The sequence below is a fragment of the Streptomyces sp. NPDC057445 genome (assembly GCF_042802855.1).
Taxonomy (GTDB): Bacteria; Actinomycetota; Actinomycetes; order Streptomycetales; family Streptomycetaceae; genus Streptomyces.
This window is the reverse complement of sequence record NZ_JBHVDH010000021.1, coordinates 49128-74757: the sequence shown is the minus strand read 5'-3', so window position 1 is coordinate 74757 and position 25630 is coordinate 49128. Positions and strand designations below refer to the sequence as shown.

The following is a 25630-nucleotide window of genomic DNA, read 5'->3' as shown; positions in this document are numbered from 1 at the left end:
CTGCACCCTTCGTCCCGAGGCTGCTTGGGCGGATACCGCTACGGCGACCTGCGACCTGCGACCTGCGACCTGCGACCTGCCGAAGACGTTGCCGAAGTAGTCCACGTTTTTCGGCTGTTCGATCCGGTTGTGAAGCGGGTCGGCGTTCCGGGATCGGTACCTGCCGCCGGCACCCTGCACCTGCTCCGCAGGACAGCGCCGGAATTGTGGGGTCAGTGGCGCCCTCTGCCGTGGTCGTCCTGCAGGGTCGCCGTGAGTTCGGTTGCTGCCTGTTGCAGGAGCTCCCCGAGGTGGCGGATATCGGGGCGCCGGGACGTGCCGCTCCGGCTGACGGTGTAGACGGTGCGGGTCACCGGGTGGCGGAGGAGATGCAGACTGATCGGCCCCGGCGTCGCGGACGGGAGAGCCATGCGAGGCAGGAGGGCCGCTCCCGCCCCTGCGGCAACCAACGCCGCCAGCACGGAGAAGTCGCTGCTGCGGGAGCGGATGTCCGGAACGAATCCGGCCGCACCGCAGGCACGCTGGATCATCTCGTAGCAGGACGTCTCCGGGCCCGGCGTGAGCCAGGAGCTGCCGGAAAGGTGCGCCAGGTCCACGGTCTCGCCCGGCCCGATTCCCATGCGTGCGGCGTGATCGGGGTGGAGCGCGAGCAGCACGGGTTCCTCAAGGAGCTTGGTCTGCTCGCATCCGGTGGGGAAGTCCCGCGGCAGAACCGTGTACCCGTGGACGACGGCCAGATCGACGTCCCGGCGGCGCAACGCCTTCAAGGCCGCGTCGGGCTCCTGCTCAACGAGCTCCAGCAGCAACGAGACGTCGGCTTCTTCCCCCGCGTCGAGGATGCGCTTCCAGACCGGAGCTATCAAAGTGCGGGCCGCGGAGGCGAAGGCGGCGATGCGGACGATGCCGTGACCGCCACCCCGGATGGCCTCCAGATCGGACTCGGCTGCAGCCAGATTGCTCAGCACGATCTCGGCGTGGGACACCAGCAGCTCACCGACGGAGGTCAGGCGCAGGGTGCGCCCCTGCTTCTCCACGACGGGCAGCCCCACTTCCCGTTCCAGCGCGGCAAGCTGCTGGGAAATGGCGGGGGCGGTCAGATGCAGCGCCTGCGCCGCGGCCGCGACCGTGCCGTGGGTGGCCAGGTATTGCAGGATCCGGAGTCGTCGCACGTCAAGCATGAAGACTTCCTTATGTGTCGCGCCTGAACCATCAAGCATAGCCTTCTGTCGGTCAATGGGTCCGCTTGCTCCGCTCTCGCGACGCTCCCGGCCGCCCGTCGCCTCCAGAGCCCGCCGATCTCTCCGGGGGTCACCGGCCCGCGTCCCCAATTGGTTCAGCTGTTCTTTATGATCAAGCAAGAATAACTAACTGGACCTTTTGCTTTATTCGACGCATCGTAAGAGATGTGAACGCACGCATCAGCTCCCGCAGCTTCCTCGCCCTCGTGGGCGTCGTAGTGCTCTGGGCCTCGGCATTTCCGGCCATCCGCGTCGGGGTCGACGGCCTGGGTGTGGCGGCGCTGTCCTTCCTGCGGCTGGCCATCGCCGCCGTCGCCTTGGCGCTGGTCGCGCCGTTCCTCGGCGTCCGGCGCCCCCGGTCCCGGGATCTGCCGTTGATCGCGCTCGCCGGCGCAACCGGCATGACCGCCTACCAGGTACTGCTCAACTGGGGCGAGGTCCATGTCTCCGCGGGCACCGCGAGCATGCTGATCTCCATCGCTCCTGTCTTCAGCGTTCTGCTGGGCAGGGCGTTCCTGTCCGAACCTGTGACGCGCCATGTGGTCGTCGGCAGCGGCGTCGCCATCGGCGGTTCCGTGATCGTCGCGCTCGGAGGTGGTTCCACGGGTTTCTCCGCCGGTGCGCTCGTGATCCTCGCTGCCGCCGTCATGCAGGGCGTGTACCACTTCGTCTCCAAGCCCCTCCTACGCCGCTACAGCGGCGTGGAGGTCGCAACGTACGCGATGGTGGCGGGGACCGTCCTGGCGCTGCCATTGATACCGGCGACATTGCGCGCCGTCGCCGGCGCGCCGGCAGGGGCGCTCCTATCGGTGGCATATCTCGGTCTCCTGCCCTCCGCTCTGGGTTTCGTCATCTGGGGCTACGCCGTGGCCCGGCTGCCGCTGGCCGTCTCCACGGCCGCCTTGTACTTGGTGCCGCCGGTCGCGCTCATCGTCTCGTTCGTGTGGTTGTCCGAGGTTCCCCATCTCCTTGAGGTGGCGGGCGGCGTCGTCATCATCAGCGGCGTGGTGCTGATCAACCGCCGCTTCCCCGCGACCAGGCAAACCCCGGTTACCGCGGAGCGCCCCGTGGATCCCGCCACGGGGCCCGTCGCCCGGCTCTCCCAGCCGGTCGGTCCCGCAGCCGCTTTTGACCACCGGCGGCAACCGGGGCTCGACCAGCCTCGCCGACCACGCCACCCACGGGCCCGGCGCCGGAGCCGGTCTGCATCACGATGACCCGGCCCCGGGCGCGCAGCACGGCCAGGGACTCGCAGGTACGCACCGTCGCGCGTACGAAGAACAACAGGCTTCTCTCGTCCAGCGCGTGAGGCCGGGCGGCCGCCGGGCCGTCGACTCCAGGTAGTAGGGCTAGTGCAGCATCAGCGGGTCGACCCGGTCCGAGGACACGAAGGCCACGACTCCGACGGCGACCCCCTAATCAGCGACGTGAAACCGCGCGGGACTTGGACGAGCAGGGCACCGTGTGCGGTGGTTCGCAAAGCTCGGTGCCGCAGGCGGTGCGCGGATTTTCAAGGTGACGGTTCCAGGTGATGAGGGCGCCGGTCATGTCGAGCGGGGCCGTCGAATATTTCCGTGCGTTGCCGTCGGTGGCGGTGCAGACTCGCTCCATGGCGGAGATGCGGGCGTTCCGGGACGAGGTCAGTGGCTGGGCGGCCGGCGGTCCCGGCGGCCCGGCGAGTGATCTGGCCTTGCGACTGGGGGTGCGGACGGCGGTGCTGCTGGAAGGGCTGAGTGACCTCGCGGCCGTTGAGGCACTGGCCGCCCGGCGGGGCCGGGACCTGGCCGCCGAGGGGGTGTGCGTCGTGCCGATGGGCGGGGCGATGAACGTTGGTCGCTACGCCGGCCTCCTCGGGCAGCCCGGCCTTGGCCTGCGCCTGGCAGGACTGTGCGACGAGGGCGAGCAGCGCTTCTATGATCGCGGCCTGAAGCGGGCACGGGCGCCGCACCGGGACATCTTCGTGTGCGTGACGGACCTGGAGGACGAGCTCATCCGCGCGCTGGGCACGGCAGGGGTCGAGGAGGTCGTCCGGGCCGAGGGCGACTTCCGTGCCTTGCAGACCTTCCTGCGGCAGCCCGCACACCAGGGTCGCCCTCGGCAGCAGCAGTTGCGGCGCTTCCTCGGCACGAAGAAAGGCCGCAAGATCCGCTACGGCCGCCTCCTCGTCGAGGCTCTCGACCCCGAACAGGTACCGAGCCCGCTCGACGACCTCCTCACGAGCTTGTGACTTGGTGGACGAGGACGACTGTTGTGAGGACGGTGGTTGAGCACGGGTCGCCCTGTGGGGCGTCAACCGCTGCAGGAAGGGCGGCGGGACCACGCTGAGCCCACTGAAGTCGATCTGCGCCGCCCGACTCCTGTCAGCCCACAAAGGCGCCGACAGCCGCCACTGGGCAAAGACACACAGGGTCGAACTGTGCTTCACGCCGACCTGTGCCTCCTGGGCCAACCGATCGAAGCCCACTTCGGACCACTGCGGCAGTTCACCGTCGCCAACTCCCACCACCCCAACCGCACCGTGCAGACCCGGGCCTTGCACGCCTGCCTCCGGTGGCGGAACGCGAACGCCCGCCACCGCGGCATCCTGGCCGCCGAACGCAGGGAACGCGCCCGAGCAGAAGCGAGAAAGGCATCCGCTGGGGCGGACGCCCCCTCAAAGCCGCGGCCTGACTCAACCTGGCGAACCTACGCGGTCACAGCACTAGAGGTGGATGAGGATCTGTCGTACGGGATGTCCGAGTGCGTTCGTGAGGGAGGCCAGTTCCTCGTCGGTCAGCCATGCCCGGTTCGGATACAGGACCTCGATCCTGAACCGCGCGAACCCCATCGGCCAGTCGTACACCAGCTCGTTGAGCGACGTCTCGGCGTCACAACAGGGAACCGTCACCATGAGTGTCGAAAAGCCTTCGTTGTAACGCTCCGAGACAGCCTCCGCCCACCAGCCGGGTGTGAACTCCGCACCACAGCGCAGGCAGGAGATCTTTTGCAGGTTGGCGCCGCAGATGACCACCTCGACGCTGTCGTGCCACTTGGCTTCCAGGCCATGGCGGGCGTCGTCGTCGGGAAGCATCCCGGACAGCACGGCCGCAGCACGATCCGCCGCATCCTTACTGGGCCGCCAGTACGGATCAGTCGGAATCACCGTCAGGTAGTTGTCACTCATCGCCCGCCTCCCCCTGCCCGCCGGGGCCGCTCCTTGTCCACCGACCCGGCGAACCCATCCGGTCGCAGTACTAGGCCTTCTCTTCCGGATCTTGCCTGACCCGCGCCACCCGCACCACTCAGCGGAGCCGTGGAACCCGCCGCCCACCGCGTGCCAGCCGGCTCTCCCCAACCTGCCCGCACTCGGCCTGAACAGCCGAAGCAGCCCGCCGAACACCCGACGGACCGTCATGAAACGCCGAGGTCAACGCGCGCTTACGTAGTCGAACTAAGTGGTTTCACCGATGCGCTCGGCCGTTACTCTGCGAAAGGGTGAGGGCGTTCTGGGAGGCGGGACAATTCCGAGGCTCTCGTCGTGTGACGGCGGAGCCGGAGGCTTCGCGTTTCCCACGGAGGTTCATCTCACAAGGTGAGTCTTCCTCAACTAGCTTCGTGGAGACGAATTATGCGCTTACCTGCCCTGTCTGTCACCGTCGCGGTCGTGGCCGCGACGGTAGCGGGGGGAGCGGCTCCGGCCGCTGCCGACACCTTGGTCAGCACGGTCAACCTGGATGCCGGTGCCGGCCTCCACCACAGTTCCGCGACTGTGATCTATGAGCACGTCGACGGCGCGGTGAACTCGGTCAAGATCATCTCGCTGCAGGCCTTCTCCGGCGAGCGCGACTGCGTCTGGGTGGAGTGGAACGACCCGAAGGACGTGGGGGACGGTTGGGCCGCCCTCAACTCCGAGCCTCCGTGTGACGGCGGCAGCATGGGGGAGACGCTCAACCGGATCATCAAGGCACCCAAGGGCTATCAGCTCAAGGTGCGCCTGGCCGCCTACCACGACGGCGGGATCGAAGTGATCCACAAGGACATCGCAAAGCTCTAGGCCGCCTTTTCGGATCACCTCGCTGACCAGATGAAGATGGCTGCGATGTGGAGACCGGCGAGGTGGATGGTGGCGGTCTTGTCGTAGCGGGTGGCCAGGCCGCGCCACTGGTCGGGTAGCCGGGTCACGTTGCCGTGACCCGGCCCCCTCAAAACCGGACGTGCCTGTTTCCAGGCATCACGGCTCAAGCAAGCCCGGAGTCTTCACAGGTTCTGCCTTTCCTCGGCCGCTGTCGTCCGCATTGCGCTGACGATGGCATTCGGATTGGACGAGTCGAAGGTTGTTGCGTCGCTTGTATGCCGCAGCCGGTTGTGGACTCATTTCCACGACCCGAACTCGGCGGGCAGGTCCATCCAGGGCGAATCGGTCCGGTACTTCCACGCGATCGCGTCGATCACCTGTCGGTGATCCCGCCACCGCCCACCTCGCCGAGGTGTCCGGTCCGGCAGCAGCGGCTCGATCCGTGCGGGTGTCAGCCGACCGTGAGCACCATCCGGAAGCGCGCCTTGCCGGCGAGCATCTTCTGGTAGGCCTCGTCCACACGGTCCAGCGGCACGGTCTCGGTCATCGGTCGGATGCCGTGCAGGGCGCTGAACGCCATGGTGTCCTCCACGTCCTGCGAGGTCCCGGCCGGGTGGCCCCGGACGATGTAGGCGCTCATGAGCAGCTGGGCCGGGCTGACGCCCAGCGGCGCGGTGTCCACCCCGATAACCACGAGCTCCCCGCGGGGGGCCAGGCCGTCCACGACGGCCGTGATGGCCTCGGAGTCCCCGGCGGTGGCCAGGACGACCTTGGCGCCGCCGAGGGACTGCAGGGCCTCGGCGACCGGAGTGCCGGACGTGCTGTCGACGTAGTGATGGGCTCCCAGCTGTTTGGCGAAGTCGGCCTTCTCGGCTCCGCGGGCGACAGCCACTGTCTCGAAGCCCATCGCGACGGCGTACTGCACTCCGAGGTGCCCCAGGCCGCCGAGACCAAGCACCGCGATCAGATCGCCGGGCCGGGCGGAGCTGCGCCGCAGCCCGTTGAAGACGGTCACGCCCGCGCAGGCCATCGGACCCGCGTCGCTCGCCGACATCGCGTCGGGGATCCGGGCCGGCGCGTCGACGGGCGCGATCACCTTCTCGGCGAATCCTCCGTCGTACGCCCACCCAGGGACCTTCAGGTTCCGGCAGACGATGAAGTCGCCCTCCCGGCAGGGTTTGCACCGGCCGCAGCTGCCGCCGAACCAGCCGACCGCGACCCGGTCGCCGACCTGCCATCCACGGTCCTGAGCGCCTTCGCCCAGTTCCTCGATGTGCCCGGCGATCTCATGTCCGGGTACCTCGGGGAACGACACGCCTGGTAGTCCCGCGCTCACGAATGCTGCGTCGGAATGGCAGACGCCGCACGCCTCCACGGCGATCCTGACCTGGCCGGAACCCGGCTGCGGCACCTCTCGCTCGGCGAGTTCGAACGTGCCGTTGGGTTCGTTCACCTGCGCGACTCGATAGGTACTCATCGTCAGCGCTCCTCGGGGAAGTCGTCGCCGTACATGGGCAGACCGCTCAGGGACTGCTCCCGGGAGGCTTCTTCCTCGATCACATCCCAGTGCTCCGCCAGGATGCCGTCCTCGAGGCGGAGGAAGTCGGCGGCGATCCACGGGGCGGGTTGCCCGTGCCCCGAGAAGCGCCCACGCAGCATGACCATGTCCCCATCCGCCATGATCAGCTCGCATTCGTGCTTCAGCTCCGCCGGGAGGCTCTTGACCAGGTCGAAGAGCCCCTCCCGGCCGGGCGCGATATGGGCGCTGTGCTGGATGTAGCCGGGGGACCAGAACCGCTCGGCAGCAGCGTAGTCCCGCTTGTTGAACAGAGCGTCGAATGCTTCACGGACGATGGCCTTGTTCCTGTCTTCGACGGTGCTCACGGGATAGTCACCTTCCATCTGTCGCTTGCAGAAATGGGTGCAAGAACCCTGGAATTCATGTGGGCGAAGGCGGCGGTGTTATCGGTGAAGATGGGAATCGCCGGCACGTTCTCCCATCTCATGATTGTTCAGCGAGCTCCTTGGCCAGGGCGTGCTTGTCGCTGAGGGTCCCTTTCGGGGCATGCACGTCGAGCATCGGCACGGCAGCGGTCCGAATCTGTGAGGAGGTGCCGTTGCCATCGATCCTCGTCGGAGTAACGTCGATCAACGACGATGTTCAGTGCCATGACTCGTAATTTTCGGGACATCTGAGCCGCCACGATCGGGCGAGCTCACCTCGGTGTCCAGGTTCTTGGCTTTCACGTCCCGTGGGTCTGGGGCCCTGCCGTGGTTGTCGGCTGAAAGGTCCGCCGGTAGGCGGAGGGCGTGGTGCCGAGGGCGTCGCGGAATCGAGCACGGAGGTTGGTGCTGGTGCCGAGCCCGCTTTGGGCGGCGATCCGTTCGATGCCGAGGTCGGTGACTTCCAGGAGTTCGCGGGCGTGGTTGATACGGGCGGTGAGCAGCCACTGGTGCGGGGTGATACCGGTTTCCTGGCGCCACATGCGGACCAGGGTGCGGGCGGAGACGCGAGCGTGCCGGGCAAGAACCTCCAGCGTGAGGGCTTCGTCGAGGTGGCTCAAGGCCCAGTCGCGGGTGTCGGCGAGGGTGCGAGTGGTGGGCTCGGGCAAGGACTGGGCGATGTACTGGGCTTGACCGCCTTCGCGGTGCGGTGCGGCGACCAGTTCGCGGGCGATGTCGTTGGCAACGGCAGCACCGAGGTCCTTGCGGACGATGTAGAGACACAGGTCGATGCCCGCGGTCACGCCCGCCGAGGTCAGCAGGGGATCGTCGTCGATGTAGAGGACGCTGCGGTCCACCCGAATCTGGGGGTAGAGCTTCTCGACATCGTCGGCGCTGGCCCAATGCGTGGTCACCGTACGGCCGTTGAGCAGCCCGGCCGCGGCGAGTGCGAAGACGCCGGTGCAGATGGAGGCGATGCGGGCGCCTCGGCTGAAGGCAAGTTGCAAAGCCGCCGTGACCTCGGGCGCCGGTGGCCGCTGGTAGTCCCAGTAGCCAGGCACGATGATCGTGTCCGCCTGGGCCAGGGCCGGCAGCCCCGCTGTGCCTCCGACCGTGAACCCGGTGCTGGTCGTGACGCTGCCACGGGCTCCGCTGCACACCGTGAGTTCGTACGGCGTGTTGGGCCGCGCGTTGAAGATCTGCGTAGGGATGCCGAGATCGATGGGAAGTACGAGAGGCAGAACCAGGACCGCGACGCGATGGGGAGCCATGGCTCCAATGCTACGACCGTAACTATCTGGACAGGCTGAGCCCGGTACCGTACCGCAGGGATGTCTGGCGGCCCGTGGCAGGTGAGGACGTCGGCTGTGCGGAACCCGGACGCAAGGTGACGGTGTGCATGAGCGGTCCAACGCCCCGGCCACCCGAGCAGCCGTATCGGCGCAACAGCGGGCAACAGCGGGGAAGCCGTCATTGTGATCGCAGCCATCGGCCGTGGTGAACCGAGGGGCGGCGACGCGGCGGTGTTGGTCAGCGAGTGATCGTCCGCATGGACGTGTCCCGAAAATTGCGAAGCGTGGCATACGAGCTTGTGGTTGATCGAGAAAGGCTGGACGACGATCGAGTCACGAGCAGCATGGCCCACCGCCGGGGCTCACGCCGGTACCGGCCGCGGCAGAGCGGCTCCGCACCGGCCCAGGCAAGGACACCCGACTGTCGTGACCACGTACACCCCGATCGGCCGGTACTTCGACGTGAAGGACGGGCGGGTCTACGGCCACGTCCGCGAGGGCGACGGGCCGGCCCTGGTCTTCCTCCACTACTGGGGCGGTTCCCACCGCACTTGGCGGCCGATCATCGAACGCCTCAGCCCCGCACAGGCATTCGTCTCGTACGACCACCGCGGCTGGGGTGAGTCCCCCCAGGTTCCTGGCCCCTACGGCATCGAGCAGCTCGCCGACGATGCCGAGCGCGTCATCGACGCACTCGACTACGGCGAATACGTCGTGGTGGGCCACTCGATGGGCGGAAAGGTGGCCCAGGTGCTCGCCTCTCGCCGCCCTGCCGGACTGAAGGGCGTGGTGCTCGTTGCACCCGCCCCGCCGGCTCCGATCGGTGTGACACACGAGTTCCAGGAGGCGCTGGCGCACGCTTACGACAATGACGAGACCATCGACCACAGCATCGATCACGTACTGACCAATGGCGAGCTGTCCGCCGAGGTGCGCCGGCAGGTGCACGAGGACAGCTCCCGGGCAGGCGAGGCGGCCCGCATGGCGTGGCCACGACATGCGCTGGTCGAGGACTTCACGGACAGGGTCGGTGCGATCAACGTCCCCGTACTGGTGCTGGCCGGCAGCGACGACCAGGTGGACCCGCCGCAGATCCTGCGCGAACACCTGCTTCCTCTGATCACCACTGCCACCCTCACCGAGCTCGGCGGTACCGGCCACCTGTCGCCACTGGAGGTCCCCGATCAGGTCGCCTTTCACATCAGTGCGTTCGTCACCCGCCTCCAGGACCTCGGCCGGGCAGCATCACCCACCTCGCGGGATGCGAACGCGAGGCGGTAACCAGCCGGAAGGCAGCCCGTCCCGTGGATCGCCGCCGACTTCCTCCGTCTCGAGGACGGCATCCTGGCGGAGCACCTGGGATGTGATCGAGGAGGGAGCCTCCCGGGAGCAGTCCCTGAGCGGTCTGCCGATGTACGGCGACGACTTCCCCGAGGAGCGCTGAGACCTGTTCCGCGAGGTGGGGATCAGTGGGATCGGTTGCAGAGGTCATCGACGTATGTGCGCGCATCCACCTTGGGTAGCGTCCAGGGCAGGAAGATGGCCCTGTAGATGATGGAGGCCACCACCCGGTCGATGACCTCGTTGCCGCTGAAGGTGCTGCCGGGCCGGGAGGCGAAGCCGGCTGCTTCTGCCCGCCGGTCGCGCAGGCAGTCCGACTCGCTCTCGCCGGCTGCGGCGGCCCCGCCCCGCAGCAGGGCGGCGAAAGCGCGGGCTGCGGTCGAGCCCAGATATGCCCGGATCGACGGATGCGATCGGGTGATCTTCAGTGCGGTTGGTCTGTCTCGCCGGACGAGGGGTTACGCGTGGCGACATGAACGAATCGACTCATGCTCTGCGTCTGCGTCTCGCTCTGCCCGCATGTCTCTTCGCCTGCTCCGCCCTGTTGGTCACCTCCTGCGGCAGCGACGAGGGGACCGAGGTCTCGGCGGCAGCCGCGAGCCCCACACGCTCTCCGAGCCCTACGGGCACCGAGACCCGTCTCACCGACGACCAGGCCGAGCGCAAGGCGCTGATCCCGGCGGCCAAGGTCACCTGGGACCAGGCAGCCGGAACCGCGGTCGGCGAGGTCACCGGGAGCAAGCTGCTCGAGATCGACCTGACGCGCTACGACAGCGGCAGCACCGCCAGTCCCGCACCGAGCCCGGGCAGCCCCGCGTGGGCCGCCGAAGTCGCTACCCAGGACGGCACCGTCCACAGGGTCCTCGTGGACGCCGAGTCCGGCACGGTGCTCCTTTCCCAGCCGGAGAACGACCAGGACGCCGACGACAAGCGTGAGATCGCCGATCTCCTGAGCAAGACCCAGGTGACTCCGGAGCAGGCCGTGAAGACCGCGACCGGGAAGAAGCAAGGGACCGTCACCGACGTCCACCTGGAACGCGACGACGACACACTCATCTGGTCGGTCGACGTCGTCAGCCAGGAGGACTGGAGCAAGACGAACTTCGACATCGACGCCGCCAACGGCGAGATCCTGCGCGAGCAGGTCGACCAGGACTGAGTCTGCGCGCATGAATGCGCCCCTGCCCGCCAGTTCATGACCCGCGGGCAGGGGCATCTCCTCGCGCAGTTGCCGGGCGCGCTCGCCCGTACGCCGCGCCGAGCCGGCCTCGGACTGCAGTGGGCGGCGACGCGACGTCGCCTTGTGGCCGTGGGCCTCAGTCGTCGTACTGCGTCCGGTCACCGGGGAACCGGCGCCTACCGTTCGAGTAGGCGCGCCACCGTTGAGGTCCGGGCCGCTGCGCCTCGCCGACCTGCCGTGCGACCTCGCGTGGGCAGATCAGTCGCTGGAGGCCGGCGGCCCTCCTGTCTGCCTTCCGATCAGCCGTGTCAGTCCCGCGTGATCGGAGCCGACCTTGCGGTATATGTCCGACAGCAACCGGGTCACCACCGCGTCCTGGGTGCCAAGCTCCTCGGCGATGCGGGCGTTCGTCCAGCCGCCGGCGGCCCATTCGGCCACGGTCCGCTCCTGTGCGGTGAGCGGCTCCGTGGCAGCGGTGCGGAGCTGGAGCGGCCACATGCCGACCGCGTCCAGCTCGTCGCGGGCCCGCGACGCGAGGGCGTCCGCCCCGCACTGCACGGCGTCTTCCAGGCCGCGGTGAAGCTGCTCGACGGCTTGCTGCGGCAGCCCGGCGCGGCGCAGCGCCACACCGTGGTCCACCAGCGCACACGCCAGGTCGTAGCCGGCGGGGGAGCGCTCGAGGTGTTCAACGGCCTCGGCCAGCAGGGCGACCTGCTCCGTACCGTGCGCCACCGCTGCCTTTGCGAGCAGCGCCTGCCCGATGGCCGACTGAGTGCCGAACTGGTGGGCCCTTCTCACGCCTTCGGAGGCGAGCTCGAGGGCTCGCTCCGGATCGGACGCCTCCACGGCCTGGGACAGATGGAGCTGCCAGGGGCACCAGGCGGGGTTGCGCATGCCGCGCGGTTCGAGCCGTTCGCCGACCTGGATGAGCTGCCGTTCGGCCTCCCGGCGCATGCCGAGTGCGAGCAGCAGCTCGCTGTAAACGGTCTGTGAGTCCGGGTACACCACGGCGCTGGGCACGATGGTGCCGTAGCTGTACGTGGTGGCGAGTTCGTGCGCGTCCTGGATGCGTCCGCGGGCGAGCAGGATCTCGATGAGGATGCCGATGGCGAAGTACTGTGCGGGCACCTGGTGGCCGACCCTGTCCGCGATCCGGAGTCCGCCACGGACGAGGGACTCGGCTTCGTCAAGACGTCCGCGGCGATAGCGGATGTATCCCAGAAGGGTGAACCCGAACGACAGATGGGCGCCGCGCCAGCCCTTCTTCTCGCATTCCGCGATGCCCCTGTTGAAGAGCTCCTCCGCTCTCCCCGGCTGGTCGCAGTACATGAAGGTGAGAGCGACCAGCACCGGGACCTCGAAGCCCCACTGCTCGTCGGTCCAGCTGAGGCCCTCGCCGAGGGCTTCCTCGGCGTAGTGGAGCGCGGTGGTCGCGGGCTCGCCGCGCACCATGGCGTCCCAGGCGCGCAGCCCCAGGATGTACCGCTCGGCCATGCTCCGGCCGGTGAGGTGCTCGGCCAGCCGGGCCAGTCTGCGGGACCGGGCGGGAGAGTCCTGCTCATCGGCCCGGAAGGCGTTCCACATGAACTGTTCCGCCTGCATGCGCAGCCGCGTCCTGGCATCGGTGGCCCCTCGGGCGGCTTCGGCGACCGATTCTGCCGCCTCCGCCATCCGGTCCGAGTGCCCGAGGGCCTGTGCCAGCCGGTAGGTGATCGCCTCGCGCATGGCGGGATCGAGGACGGGCTCCTCCAAGGCCGCCCGCAGATGGTTCACCGTGGTCGCGGGTTCGGTCAGCAGCGCGGCGCAGCCGAGTTCGAACAGGACGTCGGCCCGCTCGTCCAGGGCGGGCGGCTCGCGGAGCGCCCGGGCGAGGCAACGCCGGGCGGCCTCGGGAGCACCGGCCCTGATGTATTCACGGGCGGCATGCCGGAGTTGCTGCACGGCCCAGGGGTCGCTCTCGGGGTGCATCTCCAGAAGATGGCGGGCCGTCGTGGTGGCGCCCAGGCCCGCACCGGCGACGACCGCGGCGGCCTGGCCGTGCATGGCGACCCGGAACGCCGCGGGAATCGCCCGGTAGACGGCGGTGGCGACCAGCGGATGGAAGAACTCCAACGCCTCGTTGTCAGAGGCGCCGGGAGCCGCGTCGGCGAGGATACGGGCCTCTCGCAGACCTGCGACGGCGTCGACGGACTCGGCCTCGCCCAGCCCGCCGACACTCGCGGCCAGGCGCCGGGACGCCTCGGCACCGAGCACTGCGGCGCTCCAGGCGAACCGGACGGTGGAGGTGCCGAGCCGTTCCAGCCGCTCGACGAGCCCGCTGCCCTTCACCGCGGAGGCCAGCTCTCGCAGTTCGGGCACATGGACGACCTGCGGCTTCAGCCCTCGATCGGCGACCTTGGCGGCGAGTTCGACCGCCTCGAACGGGTTTCCTCCGGTGACGGCCCAGGCCTCGCGACAGAAGGCCTCGTCCGCTTCCTCGCCCACGGTGTCGCGGACGATGCGGCTGACCGCGCCTGGGGTGAGCGGTACGAGGTCGAAGGGGCGCGATCCATGGCGCTCGGCCAGTCGGCCGAAACCGGCTGCGTCGACAGGGAGTTCGTCCGGGCGGTAGGCCACGACGAGCAGCATCGGAAGTTCGGTGACCCGCGGCGCGAACCCGGTGAGCCATGCCAGCGACTCGGCGTCGGCCCAGTGGGCGTCGTCCAGGACCACCACCAGCGGCGCGCGCTGCACGGCGAAGCGGGTGACGATCCAGTCCAGGCCGTCCCGCACGCCCTGGGGATCGGGCGAGGCGTCGCTGTTCTGCGCCACCAGGCCCACCGCAGGGGCGACGATGTCGTACCAACTGCCAAGTATCTCGCGGTGTTCCTTCTCCGTGCCCGCCGCCAGAGTGGGCTGGACCAGCTGGCGCACGACATGGAACGCCACGCCCTGCTCCTGCTCCCCTCCACGGGCGAAGAGCACCGTGCAGCCACGGGTCACGGCCCTCCTGCGCACCTCGGTGAGGAGGGAGGTCTTGCCGAGTCCGGCCGGCCCGGCGACGGCCAGCAGGCCGCCGGTGCCGGGTGTGGCCGAGCCGGTGGCGGCCCCGCTCAGTTCGGTCAACAGGGCATCCAGTGCCGCCAGTTCCACATCGCGTTCCAGTAACAGCCGACGCTGTCCCGGCCGGTCTCCTGTGTAGGCCACATCCGTTCCTTCGACCGTGTGTCGTCCTCAAGTACGCGAAGAGTACGCCCGTGAAGACGGTGGGGCGTCCCGCCTGCCGGAAACGATGAAATCTGATAACACCGGCGACCGTTGTCACTGCGTCCCTGGGGGCGCGCACGCGGTTGCGTGCGCCGGTCTCTCACCCCATGGCACCCGTCGGGCGCTGCCGTTCGACCGGAGTGCCACCTAGTGTCGTAGCGCGGCGATAACGCGTCACGCCCGAATCTCCGAGCCGGCGGGACGCGGACCACGATGCCCAAAAGGGGTGCGTATGTCGAGCGCAAGGGCTTCCCGCTTCCATCAGGTGCCGTCGGACCCGACGCGGCGCACCGCAGCCATCCGACTTCCGTTCCCCACCCGTTTCAGCCCACACGCCGAGCGCGCGCGGCGGCACACGCTGCAGTGGCTGCAGGAGACGGGCCTGCTGCGGGGAGAAGCCGAGGCGGCGGAGTACGACGCGCTGCGGCTCGAGCGGCTGATGGCGTATTTCTACCCCGACGCGACGGGGACCGACCTCGAGCTCGCAGCCGACTTCAACGCCTGGTTCTTCATCTTCGACGACCAGTTCGACGGTCTGCTGGGGACGCGGCCCGAGGCGATCGAGAGCGTCGTGGACACCCTCGTGCAGACCATGACGGCGGACGAACCGCCCCCCGGGCCGCCCGACTTCCACGACCCGCCGCTCGTCCGGGCGTTCCGGGACATCTGGCGCCGGGCCACCGCCGCCACTCCGGACAGCTGGCAGAACCGGTTCCGGGCCCACTGGCGGACCTACATGGCTGCCCATCAGGGCGAAGCGCACAACCGGACCGCGGACCGCCTGCCGTCCCTGGAGCAGTTCCTCGAAGTCCGTCGGCACTCCATAGGAGTACAGCCCTGCCTCGACTTCACCGAGCGCTGTGGTGGCTACAGCCTGCCGGACGAGCTGCTCGACTCCTCGCCGCTGCGGGAGATGCGTCGCATCACATGCGATGTGGTGATCTTCGTGAACGACATCGTCTCGCTCGTGAAGGAGATGGCAGCGGGGGATGTGAACAACAGTGTCGTCATCCTCCGCGAACAGGAGGGCTGCACGCTGGAGGAGTCCCTCGATCGCATCGCCGCGCTCGCCAACGCACGGACCGCCCACTTCGGCCGGCTTGCCGCTGCCCTGTCCAAGAGGATGAGCCAGCACGGCGTACTTCCCGAGGTGCGAGGGCACGTCGACCACTTCGTGCAGGGCATGGGCAATCTGATGGCGGGCAACCTTGCCTGGTCCCTCGCGACCTCCCGCTACGACGAGACCGGGGTCGCCGCCGTGAGCGGTGGACGGCTGCGTCCCTGGGCGCATCTCACCGCGTTGCCTGAGCCCTGCGTCGAAGGGCTCTGCCGCGCGCGGAACACGCCGCCGGAGGGTGCGTCGATCTAACGGCCCTGTTTTCCCCAACGCGGCCGGCCGCAAGGCGTTTTGCCGCCGGACGGGCGAAGCCGGATCCAGTCCACGCAGTCCGCGCGCCTGGAGGCAGCGCCTGAACGAGCGCGGCCGACAGCAGCACGGCCGACTTTCACCAGAGAACGAACCTGTGCACCCATTGGCGCATGCGGATGCGGCCGGGGCGGTTTGGAGAGACGCTCGGGGCATGGCTGATCCGCTTGTGATCGTCTATCCGACAGACGGGCAGCGGATCCGACGAGTGCGTGTCAACGGCATCATCATGGGCCGTGCATGTCGCCGAGTTCTAGAAGAGCGTTCTGTCCCGGTGCGGGTGTCTGGTATCGGGGGTACCGCCATGCGGCTACGGCTGCTCGGCAGGTTCAATGTGAGTATGGATGATGCGCTGTGGAGCAGGTTGGCGGTCGAGGTGCGAGCAGAGGTGGACGGTCTGATCGCCGGTGGCCGCCACATTCTAGATAGAGACGCGTGGTGCCGAGGTCGATCAGGTGTCGCGCCGATCCGGGGTGGATTCGCGAGTCGGTCGGCGGCTCATAAAGGTTGATCATCGCGACGTGGATTATGGCTTCGGGTCGGTGTGGGTATGTTTCGTCGTCGCGGGCGAGGCGTCGGTGGTGCAGGAGCCGGCCGACGGTCCGCTCGGCAGCCCAGCGGCGGGGGCCTTGAATCCTTTGACGCCGGGGCCGCGTTGGACAACTTCGACGTCGATGCCGAGGCGGGCACCGTGGTCGATGACCTTGGTGCGGTAGCCGGTGTCAGCCCACGCCCTGGTGACCCGGGGGTAGGCCTTGGCGATGTTCGAGAGCAGATGGATGCCGCCGGTGTTGTCGGATGCGCTGGCGGCGGTCACCCGGACGGCCAGCAGGAGACCGAGGGCATCGACGCCGAGGTGGCGTTTGCGGCCTGCGATTCTCTTGCCTGCGTCGATGCCTTGGCCGGCCGCGGGTACGTCGGCTGAGGTCTTGACGGCTCAGCGACGCTATGGCCTCCGCCTGTGACCAAGAACCGCAGGCAGAGCGAGACGCCTGACCCCGACGAGCTACCGCACTATCAAATGCTCCTGGACGGTACGGATTGGGCGTCTCTCGCCACTGCGTGTGGGACGGGCGAATCCCTGCCGGCGGCACTGACAAGCCTCCTCGACCCCGACCGCCGCCGTCTCGCATCAGGAGTCACTGCAGGTCCCGCGGAGATAGCCCTCGCTGCCCGCGGGCACGAGGTTCAGGTCCCGCCGGATGATGCTGATCTCGTCGCCCCAGCCTTGGCACGCCCGTTTCAGGCCCTGCTCGCTGTACTCGATCACGAGGACGTTGTCGCCGAACGCGTCGGTGAAGTCGCCGCATTCGTCGTACTGGCCGCACTCCTCCACCACGGCGAAGTCGAGGCCGACCTCTGCGCGGGCCGGAGCGAGGGCCGCGGTGTTCTTCTGGCCGATGGCCAAACCCTGCGCGTGTGCGTGGGTAGAGAGCAGTGAGAGGAACGCCTTCGCGTCGTCCGCGGTCAGCAGTCCGTCGGGCACGCGTGTGTAGCTGTCATAGTTGTCCGGCTCGACGGCCTGGTAGCCGTTGGCCGCGCATGCGTCGATCCAGGTGTTCACCTTCCGTGCGATCTGCTTGCGCTTGGCGTCGGTGCCAATGTCCAGAATCGCCTCCCCCCAGTCCTCGTCCATGACGACCTCGCCCCCCTTGTCGCGGAGCAGCAGACCGGCGTCCCATTCCTTCTCCGCGCCCGGCTGAGCCTGGAAGGCGTTGACGTAGCAGATGTTGTAGATCCCCTGTGCGGGCGGTGCCGTGTGGTCACGGGCGACGACGGTCACCCCCGTCGGCAGGGTGGAGGGACCACCGAGCTGATAGTCGAAGCCCGCATGCACGGGGGGAAGGGTGACCTTGGACGGGGACGCGGGAGGCTTCGCCTCGGGATGGCCGCCGCTCGAACAGGCGGTGGCCAGAAAGGAGACGACGACGGCCGACGCCACAAGTGCCGAAGGGACCCAGGGGGAACTACCGGGACGCATGGTCGACAGACTCCATATAGGGGCTTGCCGCCTCCTTGGGAAGCGGTCAGTTCGTCAGGGAGATCAACACGGCGGCGCCGAGGAAGGTTACCCCGCCGAGCAGCAGGAACCCCGCTGGCCCCGTTGTGTGCCGCCACATGTCCACCCGTCCCGTGTGGCTGTGCCGCTCCATGTACACCACCGGCACCTCACGCCCGGTGGCCAGGCCCATCCCGCTCCCTCGCATCCGATCCGGGGTAAGAACTCCACGCACCGGCCCCGCTGGTCCAGGAAGGCGATGACCGGTACCCAAATGTGCCCCTCGGAGTCCCCGCCTGGTCGCCGTCGGCCCCCCCCGACTCCGCCCCCGCCCTGCGTGCGGCGCCGGCCGCGATGCGGCTGCCGGGTGCGGAGCACGGCGGGGCCGTCCGCTGGTCCCTGCTCGGGATGATCGCCGCCGTCGAGATGTGGGACATCGACGCGCCCGGGGAATGCGGACGCCGCTACGCCGCCGCAGCCCGCCCCCACGGCGCGCTGCGCATGCTCCAGATCTCCGCGCACGCCAACGCCACCTCGGAGGTCCTCCGCGGCAACCTCACCACTGCCGCGGCGCACTTCGCCGAGTTCAAGGACTTCGCCGACGCCACCGGCGCCGACGCACGCTTCTCGCACCCCACCGACGCCATGTTGCACGGCTGGCGCGGGGACGAACCCGCCATCCTGGCCGCCGCCCACGCGACACAGGACCCGTACCCCGAACTCCCCGGCGGCGTACCGGCACAACTCGAGCTGACAGGGGTCCCTGATTGTCTGGTGACCGGTTGTCGGTCAGAACTTCCCGCTGTGCTGCGCGGTTCGGTGTCCCAGTTGCCCTGAGAACTCGGCGACGAAGTCGTCGGTGAGCGGCGGCCATCCCCAGAAGTCGAAGGCGAGCGCACCGAGGGCAAAATCGCTGTCCCACTGCCACTGGGTGATCGGGACAACGGCTTGGCAGGCGGTGCAGCGGGCGTGGCCTTCACCCGTCTCCTTCCAGTCGGTGATGGCGCCCCGGAACGGCTGCCAGACCTGCTCGTCGGGGTCGAAGGACTCGGGATAGTCGATGAACACCGTACGGGTGGCGCAGCGCGGGCAGAGCGCGTACTCCGCCGTGTCCATGCCCTGTCCACCGACATGGTGGTCACGCCCGACAATCACGGCTACCGGCGCCGGTATGTGGTCGTCGTCCCACTCTTCTGCGGCCCGTGCCCAGTTCGGTCCCGGTACGTAGCCTTCGTCGACCTGCAGGCTGTACATCGCGTCGCCGGACATCTCGCGCGTGATCAGGCCCTCGGTGACCATCCATTCGACCATCCGCTCGGCGAGCGGCCCCGCCTCCTCGTGGGACACCTCGACATCGACGATCCGCTCGTAGAAGTCGCCCATAGTCGCTCAACCCCTCCTCGATCAGTTCCGCCCACTGTGCCACCGCCCTCTGACAGCCGGGCAGTTGTCGATGCGGAGGCCCCACAGTTGACTTCCGTGCTGGAAGAGATCCGTGTTCTCGGCCGGGCGGCGCACACCCGCCCACTCGGCCCGATCACCTTGGGGCACGAAGCCTGTTCGTCGCGCCGCAAACGTCGTTACCTGCATCGACGCCAGATCAACCACACGATTCCGGAACCCAGGGACCAGCGGGCCAACCGCCGACGCCGCGGCAGTAAGGGTGCCGTCCGACCGGGTTCGACAGAGATATCTACAGGCGTCGCAATGAAGTGGAGCGGACGATCAACCGGCTCAAAAACTTCCGCGCGGTCGCGACCCGTACGACTGGCCGCCGCGAAGACACCACCGGCCAGACCACCGTGACGCTCGGCGGGAGGATCCTGTTCGGCAAGGACAGCGCCACACTGACCGCCGCCGTCCGCGCCCGTATCCGCGCCGTCGCCGGTGAGATCCGCAGCCGGCACGCCACGAAAGCCACCATCGCCGGCTACACCGACGGCCACGGATCGGCCGCCCACGGCCTGACACTCTCCCGCCGGCGCGCCGAGGCGTGCGCGACGTCCTCCGCGACGAACTCGGCACCGGCGTCACCTGCACCGTCAAAAGATTCGGCGAAGCCAACCCGGTCGCCGACAACAAGACCGAGCCCGGCAGGGAGAAGAACAGGCGCGTCGGACAGAGCGGCTAGCGTGGCGTGGTGTCGTCGGCCCTGAACGGGCCGCCGTGGCCGGGCACGATCAGGTCCGCGGCGGCCAGCACCCGTAGCCGGGAGGCGCGCAACACCTCACGGTCGGGGGCTACCGGGTCGTCCGCCGGGCCGTCCGCGTGCCACCACAGGTCACCGGCGAAGGCGACCACGCCCGAGTTCGTGCCCGCGAGCAGTGTGATGTCCTCGGCGCTGTGGCCCGGGGTGCGGATCAGCCGTAGCGACGGGGTGAGTTCGTAACCCTCCGCATCCCGGTTCCTCCACAGATCGCCGAGGTACTCCACCTTGTGGTCGTGCACCCGGGCCCGTCCGAACAGGCCCACGTTCATGGTGTTGTCCGGGTGGTGGTGGCTGAGCACCACGTCGGTGATGTCGTCGGGGCCGAGCCCCAACTCGTCGAGCGGGGCGAGGATACGGTCGCGACTCGCCACCATGCCCGGGTCGAAGATCACATGCCGGCCGGCGTCGAATACGTAGGAGACGGTGGCGGCGACTCCGGGGCCGGTGGAGCCGACGTATCCGGTGGTCAGGATCGTGTACACGGCGCTGCGGCCGAGCGGTGCGTCTGTCATGGCCTCAATCCTTCCGGGCAGACCGATCGTTCACGAGTGGCACAGATGCCGCTGATCGCAGGATTAGTGCCACACTGCACGTGTGCCTCCCTTCGTGACCGTCGCCGCGTACACCCCGCCCGGAGTCGGCATGCTCGCCGTCGGCATCGTCACCGAGGTGTTCGGCCCGCACGGCGAGACACTGCCCGGCTTCGACTTCGCCCTGTGCACCGACCGGCCCGGGCCGGTCCCCACTGACTTCGGCGTGCCGCTCACCATCACGCACGGCCTGGACCGGCTCGCCTCAGCCGATCTGGTGATCGCCCTGCCGTGGGCCGGCTTCCGCACACCACCCGCTCCCGCCGTGCTCGATGCACTGTCGGCCGCACACGAGCGCGGCTCACTGGTCGCGGCCCACTGCGTCGGCGCTTTCGCGCTCGCCGCCGCCGGACTGCTCGACGGTCGGCGGGCCACCACCCACTGGCGGTTCGCCGAACTGCTCGCCCGCCGCCACCCCGAAGTCACCGTCGAACCCGACGCCCTCTACATCGACGAAGGACGCATCATCACGGGCGCGGGAGCCGCCGCGGGCTTCGATCTCTGCCTGCACCTGCTGAGGCGGGAGTACGGAGCCGCGATGGCCAACGCTGTTGCCCGGGACGTGGTGCTGCCCTCCCACCGCGACGGCGGGCAGGCACAGTACCTGGCCGCCCCCGTCCCCGAAGACGGCCGCGACGAGCGTCTCGCCGAGGTACTCGCGTGGGCCCGCGAGAACCTCCACGAGCCGCTTCCCGTCGCGGAACTGGCCCGGCGTGCCTTGATGAGCAAACGCTCCTTCGCCCGCCGCTTCACCGCCGCGACCGGCACCACCCCCCACGCCTGGCTGCGGAGCCTGCGTCTGAGCAGCGCCGAGGAGCTCCTGGAGACCACGGACCTGCCGGTCGAGGAGATCGCCCACCGCGTCGGATACGGAAGCGCGGCCGTCCTGCGCGAACAGTTCGTGCGCCGCCGGGGAGTGCCGCCCCGCTCCTACCGCCGCTCCTTCACGAACACGCCGTAACGAACAAGGCAGCCTCCCACTCCCGCAGGCACCTGGCTACGGCATGAGCTGCGGAACTCCTCCCGGTCAAGGCTCGCTGTCACAGGACACCTGAGCCTGGCTTTGGTCACGAGCATGGACAGCACTTGTGCGCCAGTTTGGGAGGCACCTGGATGTCGCGAGTGATTCGAAATGGTCCCGGTGGGCATGCCGGCCAAGTCACAAGCCGAAGGCGCCGCCCTCGATGAGGATGGGCAGGCCGATGGCGATCAGAAGGGGCCAGCAGGATGTGGCCCCAGCGGGCTAGGTGTATTGAGCACGAGCGTTGTTGACAGTCGTAGGGCTTGATCATGGCGAAGGCCCCCGTGTGTGGTGGAGGTGTCGAATCTTCACCGCACGGAGGCCTTCGTGTCCCACCGTAATGCCCGGCTGGCCTTCTTCGGTAGGCGTCTGCTGGTTGATCGTGTCCGCTCCGGTCGTCCGGTGGCGCATGTCGCGGCCGAGATGGGCGTGTCCTGCACCACGGCCCACAAATGGGTGCGCCGGTTCGCGGCCGAAGGCGAGGCGGGGCTGCGGGACCGGTCCAGCAGTCCGCACACGACACCGCACCGCACCCCGGCCGACACCGAGGCCCGCGTATGCGCCGGCTTCGGCAGGAACGCAAGCCGGGGCCGGCGCGGATCGGCCCCATCCTGGGCCTGCCCTGCCTCGACCGTGCAACGGATCCTGACCCGGCACGGTCTCAACCGCCTCTGCTGTCTGGACCGGCCCACAGGGCAGGTCATCCGCCGCTACGAGCGTGCCCGCCCGGGCGAGCTGGTCCACGTCGACGTGAAGAAGCCCGGAAAGCCGCCGCACGACCGGCAGACCGAGGTAGGGGATGGCGGACTCGGGCAGGACGCGGCGGCTACCGCGACAGCGAGGATCGCAGCGAAGCCCAGGTACTGGCCAAGCACGATGCGGCGCGCCGAACCGCGGTGCCCGGCGCCCTGGGCGAAGAACAGCGCCAGGGTGCTGTCGGTCGACGTGAACGATGAGGCGGTTCTGATAGAGGCCCGGTGCACGATGGCCGGGGCCGACTGCGTTGGGTACAGAGGCTGGTCGGAGCGGGTTCACAGGCTGTGTCTGCCGGTCCGCCGGTTCATCTGCGGGAACGCGTTGTGCGAACGGCGTACGCCCGTCGAGCAGGTCGCCGGCTGAACCAACGGTACGGCCGGTGGGCCGAGCGGCTGCGGTCGACACTGGCCGCGGTCGGCCTCGCGCTCGCTGGCCGGGCCGGCGCCCGCATGGCCGGTGTCTTCGGAGTGCCCGTCAGTCGCAGCACTGTGCTTCGGCTGGTTGAGGCCCTGCCCGACCCCGAACCACCGGTGCCGCGGGTGGTCGGCGTCGATGAATACGCGACGCGCAAGGGCCGCTTCTACGGGACCGTTCTGGTCGGCGTCGAGCACCCCTGCGAGGACAATCAGGTGTCCGAGGTGTCAGTGGCGCGCTGTACGTTGCGGCCATGGGCATATATCTGGTCAGTGTTGGCGCGGAGGAATGGTTTGGTGAGGAAGAAGACGGGTGGGGGGAAATCGCCGCGGCGCTGAACCACGAGCTGCGGCAACAGGGGCTGCCACCCTATGAGTCCGTGCCCGAGGAGATGGACTTCGTTCGCGGTTCGGGGCAGGCTTTCGAGGAGAAGCTGATCCCCTCGATGGACGGGTTTGGGGTGCTATGCCAGACGCACCTGTCACGAGAGGAAGCGGAGACTGTCTGCGGCTGGACGGTGCTGGTGCCCTTCTCGCTCGACGAGGAGATCTGGTTGCCCATCGACTCCAGTTATACGGAGTCGTCGACCATGGTCGCCGGTGCTCCTCAGGTGCTGGCGATTGCGGAAAGACTGGCGACGGCCATCGACCTGCCGGCCGAGACCCCACAGATGTGCGACAACCTCGATCTGACCATGTGGTTCATGAACGGAGCAGCGAAGGAATTGGCCGCTGCCCGATCAGGCCCATGGAGCGATGACCTGGATACTGCCTTCTACGTCGCACTGTTTCTGCGCGCTGCTCAGCACTCGGTGCGGCGGGGCTGCCCCATCGTCTACTCCTGACACCTGCGTAGGGTCCTTGCTCCGAACCGGGCCGTAGTTCGCCTGCCCCCGACATGCGAGTGACTGACAGCAACGTGGTCACGGAAAGTGAGCCAGAACCCGAAACTGGTGAACGAATCAACCTCGTTGCCGGGAAGATGCGGACCGCATTGGCGGCCGGAGGAGTGAACGTCCTCAGTGCCGGCGGCCCGGGATCGGAGCAATCGGTACCCCATTTGCACTTCCACGTGGTTCCCCGCTGGTCAGATGACGGGTTCTCGACCTGGCCGTCGCAGCAGTCCCAGCACGAGATCGCCGGTGACCCTGTCACACAGCTTGCTGACGCCATGACGGCCAGTCACGCGACATGAGCATCACCACAGAAGATGAGCCAGAACGTTCTCATGGACATAACTACTGTGACGACACGCGGCCGGGCTGCGACGGATTTCATGGTGGCGGGGGCCGGGTCCGTGTAGCGTCACCATCAGCTGTCGTGGTTCCGAAGTCCCTTCCGCCCGTGAGCACATGCACGGGCGGTTTTGCTGTTGAGTGCCGCTGAGGACCCGGCGATCACCTCCGGGCCCCGCGCGGTGCGGGGACCGTACCTCGAGTCCCATGGAGGACGTACATGCCCAGCGGAACCGTGAAGTGGTTCAACTCCGAAAAGGGCTTCGGCTTCATCGAGCAGGACGGAGGAGGCCCGGACGTCTTCGCCCACTACTCCAACATCGCCGCCCAGGGCTTCCGTGAGCTGCAGGAGGGCCAGAAGGTGAACTTCGACATCACCCAGGGCCCCAAGGGCCCGCAGGCGGAGAACATCACCCCCGCGTAACCCCGTGCTACCCCTGCCCGTCCCCGCGCGTGGGGACGGGCAGGACCCACGCCCGCAACGGCGGTGCGCTTCACCACCTGGCGCCGCAGGCAGCCACGCCCTCTGCCAGTACGGATGCCCGGCTGGAGCGTCGCCGCAATCTCCTTCTCCGCCGCCTCGGGCTCGGCCGTCTCCCCGCCGGTGCCGGGTGCCGCCCCGCCTGCGGAGTCGTTCTCGACGGCCGTGCTAGTACACCGTCGTTGCCTGCTTCGTCCGCTCCGCCAGGCTCTTGGCAAGAGGGTATCCAGCGCGTTGCGCACGACCTGGGTGCTGATGCCCGCCCGCTCCGGGTGCGCCTGCTCCGGTTCCTTGACCACCTCGCTGACCGTGCGCGGCTCGCCGGTGAGAAGGTCCCTCACCGGCTCATGCAAGAAGTGCCCGCTCTTCTTGGGCATCGCCTTCTTGACGCTCCTCACCTTGCCCCTGGGGCTTGGGCTGCGCAGTCTTCTGCTGCTGGCGCCCGCGGGTAGCGCTGCCCGCCTTCTTCGCCCCCCGCGGCTGGGGAACAGCCTGCGGGGCAGCTTCCTCAGCCCGGTTGGAGGAGATCCGCGACAACCTTGTCGCCCTCACCGCCGAAGCCGAACACGAGGGCTGGCTCGGCGAGGTTGAAGGACTCCGGGTCAGCTTGGCCGGCGCCGAAGGACTGGGACGCCGAGACCAACGTCATGATCGAAGCCAGAGGCGAGCGAAGACGAAGATCAAAACGGAACCGACAGCCCGGCCTCGCGCAGCTGGGACAGGGCTGTGGACATGCATTGCTGCCCAGTCCTCCCGTTAGCACGCATGCCATGCTCCAAGGGACCCCCACTGGCGGCGAACGTCCACGCCGGCGCGTTGTCGGCCACCCTCTCGGCGTCCACTCTGATCATGGCGTTCACGCCCTGCTCACCCAGCCATTCCAGGATGAGGAGTGTCACGTCCTCGATGCCACCATCCTGGTCGATCTTTGGCCAGCGGCCCTGGTTTCCTGTCATTGCCCAGACTCTACGGAGGGGTCCGAAGCAGTCGGCGTCCAGCGGTCAGGTCGGGAGGCTCAGTGCCTGGTTTCCATTCTGGCAAAGAGTTCAGCGCACTCGCTGGCGAAGGAACAGAGCTGGTCCACGACCTGCCGGTACTCCTGCGGATCCCGCACCATGTTCGGCATGGCTCCGATCGAAACAGCACCACTCCCGATCGGCCAGAACACGCGGATGATCCACACCACCCCGTCCCAGGCCACGGGG

The 25630-nt window shown here is 68.4% G+C and carries 26 protein-coding genes and 5 pseudogenes; 16 read left to right on the top strand and 15 right to left on the bottom strand.

What is annotated here, in order from left to right; genetic code table 11:
- Nucleotides 1-212: 212 nt before the first annotated feature.
- Nucleotides 213-1178: a LysR family transcriptional regulator gene (locus ACFU5O_RS30640; RefSeq protein WP_384245420.1), complete on the bottom strand. Its 966-nt coding sequence runs from the start codon at nt 1176-1178 to the stop codon at nt 213-215.
- A 227-nt stretch (nt 1179-1405) separates the two neighbouring features.
- Between ACFU5O_RS30640 and ACFU5O_RS30635 the strand changes: the two genes are divergently transcribed.
- From ACFU5O_RS30635 to ACFU5O_RS30625, 3 genes and pseudogenes are all read left to right on the top strand, one after another.
- Nucleotides 1406-2455, top strand: coding sequence for a DMT family transporter (locus ACFU5O_RS30635; protein ID WP_384245419.1), 1050 nt, complete (start codon nt 1406-1408; stop codon nt 2453-2455).
- A 392-nt stretch (nt 2456-2847) separates the two neighbouring features.
- Complete coding sequence (locus ACFU5O_RS30630; protein WP_384245481.1) at nt 2848-3465, top strand: TOPRIM nucleotidyl transferase/hydrolase domain-containing protein; 618 nt, start codon at nt 2848-2850, stop codon at nt 3463-3465.
- Nucleotides 3466-3514: 49 nt separating this feature from the next.
- Nucleotides 3515-3908: pseudogene (locus tag ACFU5O_RS30625) on the top strand (IS630 family transposase); the annotation flags it as partial.
- Nucleotides 3909-3939: 31 nt separating this feature from the next.
- Here ACFU5O_RS30625 and ACFU5O_RS30620 read toward each other — a convergent pair.
- Nucleotides 3940-4401, bottom strand: a complete 462-nt coding sequence (locus tag ACFU5O_RS30620; protein WP_384245417.1) for a hypothetical protein — start codon at nt 4399-4401, stop codon at nt 3940-3942.
- 480 nt (nt 4402-4881) lie between these two features.
- On the opposite strand from ACFU5O_RS30620, the gene ACFU5O_RS30615 reads away from it, so the two are divergent.
- Nucleotides 4882-5271, top strand: a complete 390-nt coding sequence (locus tag ACFU5O_RS30615; protein ID WP_384245416.1) for a hypothetical protein — start codon at nt 4882-4884, stop codon at nt 5269-5271.
- 317 nt (nt 5272-5588) lie between these two features.
- Here ACFU5O_RS30615 and ACFU5O_RS30610 read toward each other — a convergent pair whose 3' ends face one another.
- The 4 genes from ACFU5O_RS30610 to ACFU5O_RS30595 all read right to left on the bottom strand — a co-directional run bounded on the left by ACFU5O_RS30610 (nt 5589) and on the right by ACFU5O_RS30595 (nt 8507).
- Complete coding sequence (locus ACFU5O_RS30610) at nt 5589-5732, bottom strand: transposase (RefSeq protein WP_384245479.1); 144 nt, start codon at nt 5730-5732, stop codon at nt 5589-5591.
- A gap of 11 nt (nt 5733-5743) precedes the next feature.
- The gene (locus ACFU5O_RS30605; protein WP_384245415.1) at nt 5744-6769 is read right to left on the bottom strand and encodes an alcohol dehydrogenase; all 1026 of its coding nucleotides are present in this window, start codon (nt 6767-6769) and stop codon (nt 5744-5746) included.
- A 2-nt stretch (nt 6770-6771) separates the two neighbouring features.
- Complete coding sequence (locus tag ACFU5O_RS30600; RefSeq protein ID WP_384245414.1) at nt 6772-7176, bottom strand: ester cyclase; 405 nt, start codon at nt 7174-7176, stop codon at nt 6772-6774.
- 359 nt (nt 7177-7535) lie between these two features.
- Nucleotides 7536-8507 (bottom strand): GlxA family transcriptional regulator, encoded by a 972-nt coding sequence (locus ACFU5O_RS30595; RefSeq protein WP_384245413.1) that lies wholly within the window; start codon nt 8505-8507, stop codon nt 7536-7538.
- Between the two features lie 447 nt (nt 8508-8954).
- On the opposite strand from ACFU5O_RS30595, the gene ACFU5O_RS30590 reads away from it, so the two are divergent.
- Both ACFU5O_RS30590 and ACFU5O_RS30585 read left to right on the top strand, forming a co-directional pair.
- Nucleotides 8955-9809: an alpha/beta fold hydrolase gene (locus ACFU5O_RS30590; protein ID WP_384245412.1), complete on the top strand. Its 855-nt coding sequence runs from the start codon at nt 8955-8957 to the stop codon at nt 9807-9809.
- Between the two features lie 532 nt (nt 9810-10341).
- Nucleotides 10342-11028: a PepSY domain-containing protein gene (locus tag ACFU5O_RS30585; RefSeq protein ID WP_384245411.1), complete on the top strand. Its 687-nt coding sequence runs from the start codon at nt 10342-10344 to the stop codon at nt 11026-11028.
- Between the two features lie 279 nt (nt 11029-11307).
- Here the strand turns inward: ACFU5O_RS30585 and ACFU5O_RS30580 are convergent, their stop codons facing one another.
- Nucleotides 11308-14235, bottom strand: a complete 2928-nt coding sequence (locus ACFU5O_RS30580) for an ATP-binding protein (RefSeq protein WP_384245409.1) — start codon at nt 14233-14235, stop codon at nt 11308-11310.
- Between the two features lie 292 nt (nt 14236-14527).
- On the opposite strand from ACFU5O_RS30580, the gene ACFU5O_RS30575 reads away from it, so the two are divergent.
- Nucleotides 14528-15664 carry an isoafricanol synthase gene (locus ACFU5O_RS30575; protein ID WP_384245408.1) on the top strand — a complete coding sequence of 379 codons (1137 nt, stop codon included), beginning with the start codon at nt 14528-14530 and terminating at the stop codon, nt 15662-15664.
- A gap of 508 nt (nt 15665-16172) precedes the next feature.
- On the opposite strand, the pseudogene ACFU5O_RS30570 reads toward ACFU5O_RS30575, so the two are convergent.
- The 3 genes and pseudogenes from ACFU5O_RS30570 to ACFU5O_RS30560 form a co-directional block, all read right to left on the bottom strand.
- A pseudogene (locus ACFU5O_RS30570) lies at nt 16173-16658 on the bottom strand (transposase); the annotation flags it as partial.
- A 195-nt stretch (nt 16659-16853) separates the two neighbouring features.
- Nucleotides 16854-17702: an endo alpha-1,4 polygalactosaminidase gene (locus ACFU5O_RS30565; RefSeq protein WP_384245407.1), complete on the bottom strand. Its 849-nt coding sequence runs from the start codon at nt 17700-17702 to the stop codon at nt 16854-16856.
- A gap of 46 nt (nt 17703-17748) precedes the next feature.
- On the bottom strand, nt 17749-17913 hold the full coding sequence (locus ACFU5O_RS30560) for a hypothetical protein (RefSeq protein ID WP_384245405.1): 165 nt from the start codon (nt 17911-17913) through the stop codon (nt 17749-17751).
- A gap of 83 nt (nt 17914-17996) precedes the next feature.
- On the opposite strand from ACFU5O_RS30560, the gene ACFU5O_RS30555 reads away from it, so the two are divergent.
- The gene (locus tag ACFU5O_RS30555) at nt 17997-18557 is read left to right on the top strand and encodes a hypothetical protein (RefSeq protein WP_384245404.1); all 561 of its coding nucleotides are present in this window, start codon (nt 17997-17999) and stop codon (nt 18555-18557) included.
- Here ACFU5O_RS30555 and ACFU5O_RS30550 read toward each other — a convergent pair.
- Nucleotides 18510-19103: a hypothetical protein gene (locus tag ACFU5O_RS30550; protein WP_384245403.1), complete on the bottom strand. Its 594-nt coding sequence runs from the start codon at nt 19101-19103 to the stop codon at nt 18510-18512. The genes ACFU5O_RS30555 and ACFU5O_RS30550 overlap by 48 nt on opposite strands.
- Before the next feature lie 75 nt (nt 19104-19178).
- Between ACFU5O_RS30550 and ACFU5O_RS30545 the strand changes: the two are divergent.
- The 3 genes and pseudogenes from ACFU5O_RS30545 to ACFU5O_RS30535 form a co-directional block, all read left to right on the top strand.
- A pseudogene (locus tag ACFU5O_RS30545) lies at nt 19179-19483 on the top strand (IS5/IS1182 family transposase); the annotation flags it as partial.
- Between the two features lie 39 nt (nt 19484-19522).
- Nucleotides 19523-19660 (top strand): annotated as a pseudogene (locus ACFU5O_RS30540) (OmpA family protein); the annotation flags it as partial.
- Between the two features lie 53 nt (nt 19661-19713).
- Nucleotides 19714-19851, top strand: a complete 138-nt coding sequence (locus tag ACFU5O_RS30535; RefSeq protein ID WP_384245488.1) for a hypothetical protein — start codon at nt 19714-19716, stop codon at nt 19849-19851.
- Here the strand turns inward: ACFU5O_RS30535 and ACFU5O_RS30530 are convergent.
- A complete protein-coding gene (locus tag ACFU5O_RS30530; RefSeq protein WP_384245402.1) occupies nt 19848-20441 on the bottom strand; it encodes an MBL fold metallo-hydrolase in 594 nt (197 codons plus the stop codon). The two genes, ACFU5O_RS30535 and ACFU5O_RS30530, sit on opposite strands and share 4 nt — an antisense overlap.
- Nucleotides 20442-20571: 130 nt before the next feature.
- Here ACFU5O_RS30530 and ACFU5O_RS30525 point away from each other — a divergent pair, with 130 nt between their 5' ends.
- The 5 genes and pseudogenes from ACFU5O_RS30525 (at nt 20572) to ACFU5O_RS30505 (ending at nt 24368) form a co-directional block, all read left to right on the top strand.
- Nucleotides 20572-21480 (top strand): GlxA family transcriptional regulator, encoded by a 909-nt coding sequence (locus ACFU5O_RS30525; RefSeq protein ID WP_384245477.1) that lies wholly within the window; start codon nt 20572-20574, stop codon nt 21478-21480.
- A gap of 387 nt (nt 21481-21867) precedes the next feature.
- Nucleotides 21868-22314, top strand: a pseudogene (locus tag ACFU5O_RS30520) (leucine zipper domain-containing protein); the annotation flags it as partial.
- Nucleotides 22315-22963: 649 nt separating this feature from the next.
- Complete coding sequence (locus tag ACFU5O_RS30515) at nt 22964-23554, top strand: hypothetical protein (RefSeq protein ID WP_384245401.1); 591 nt, start codon at nt 22964-22966, stop codon at nt 23552-23554.
- A 53-nt stretch (nt 23555-23607) separates the two neighbouring features.
- Entirely contained in the window at nt 23608-23904 is a 297-nt protein-coding gene (locus ACFU5O_RS30510; protein WP_384245400.1) for an HIT family protein, read from the top strand.
- Nucleotides 23905-24164: 260 nt separating this feature from the next.
- A complete protein-coding gene (locus ACFU5O_RS30505; RefSeq protein ID WP_384245399.1) occupies nt 24165-24368 on the top strand; it encodes a cold-shock protein in 204 nt (67 codons plus the stop codon).
- Between the two features lie 565 nt (nt 24369-24933).
- Here ACFU5O_RS30505 and ACFU5O_RS30500 read toward each other — a convergent pair.
- Genes ACFU5O_RS30500 through ACFU5O_RS30490 form a run of 3 tightly spaced genes read right to left on the bottom strand, consistent with a single transcriptional unit; the run spans nt 24934 to nt 25626 of the window.
- The gene (locus tag ACFU5O_RS30500) at nt 24934-25074 is read right to left on the bottom strand and encodes a hypothetical protein (protein WP_384245397.1); all 141 of its coding nucleotides are present in this window, start codon (nt 25072-25074) and stop codon (nt 24934-24936) included.
- A 31-nt stretch (nt 25075-25105) separates the two neighbouring features.
- Complete coding sequence (locus tag ACFU5O_RS30495) at nt 25106-25381, bottom strand: hypothetical protein (protein WP_384245396.1); 276 nt, start codon at nt 25379-25381, stop codon at nt 25106-25108.
- 59 nt (nt 25382-25440) lie between these two features.
- Nucleotides 25441-25626 carry a hypothetical protein gene (locus tag ACFU5O_RS30490; protein WP_384245394.1) on the bottom strand — a complete coding sequence of 62 codons (186 nt, stop codon included), beginning with the start codon at nt 25624-25626 and terminating at the stop codon, nt 25441-25443.
- Between the last annotated feature and the right edge of the window lie 4 nt (nt 25627-25630).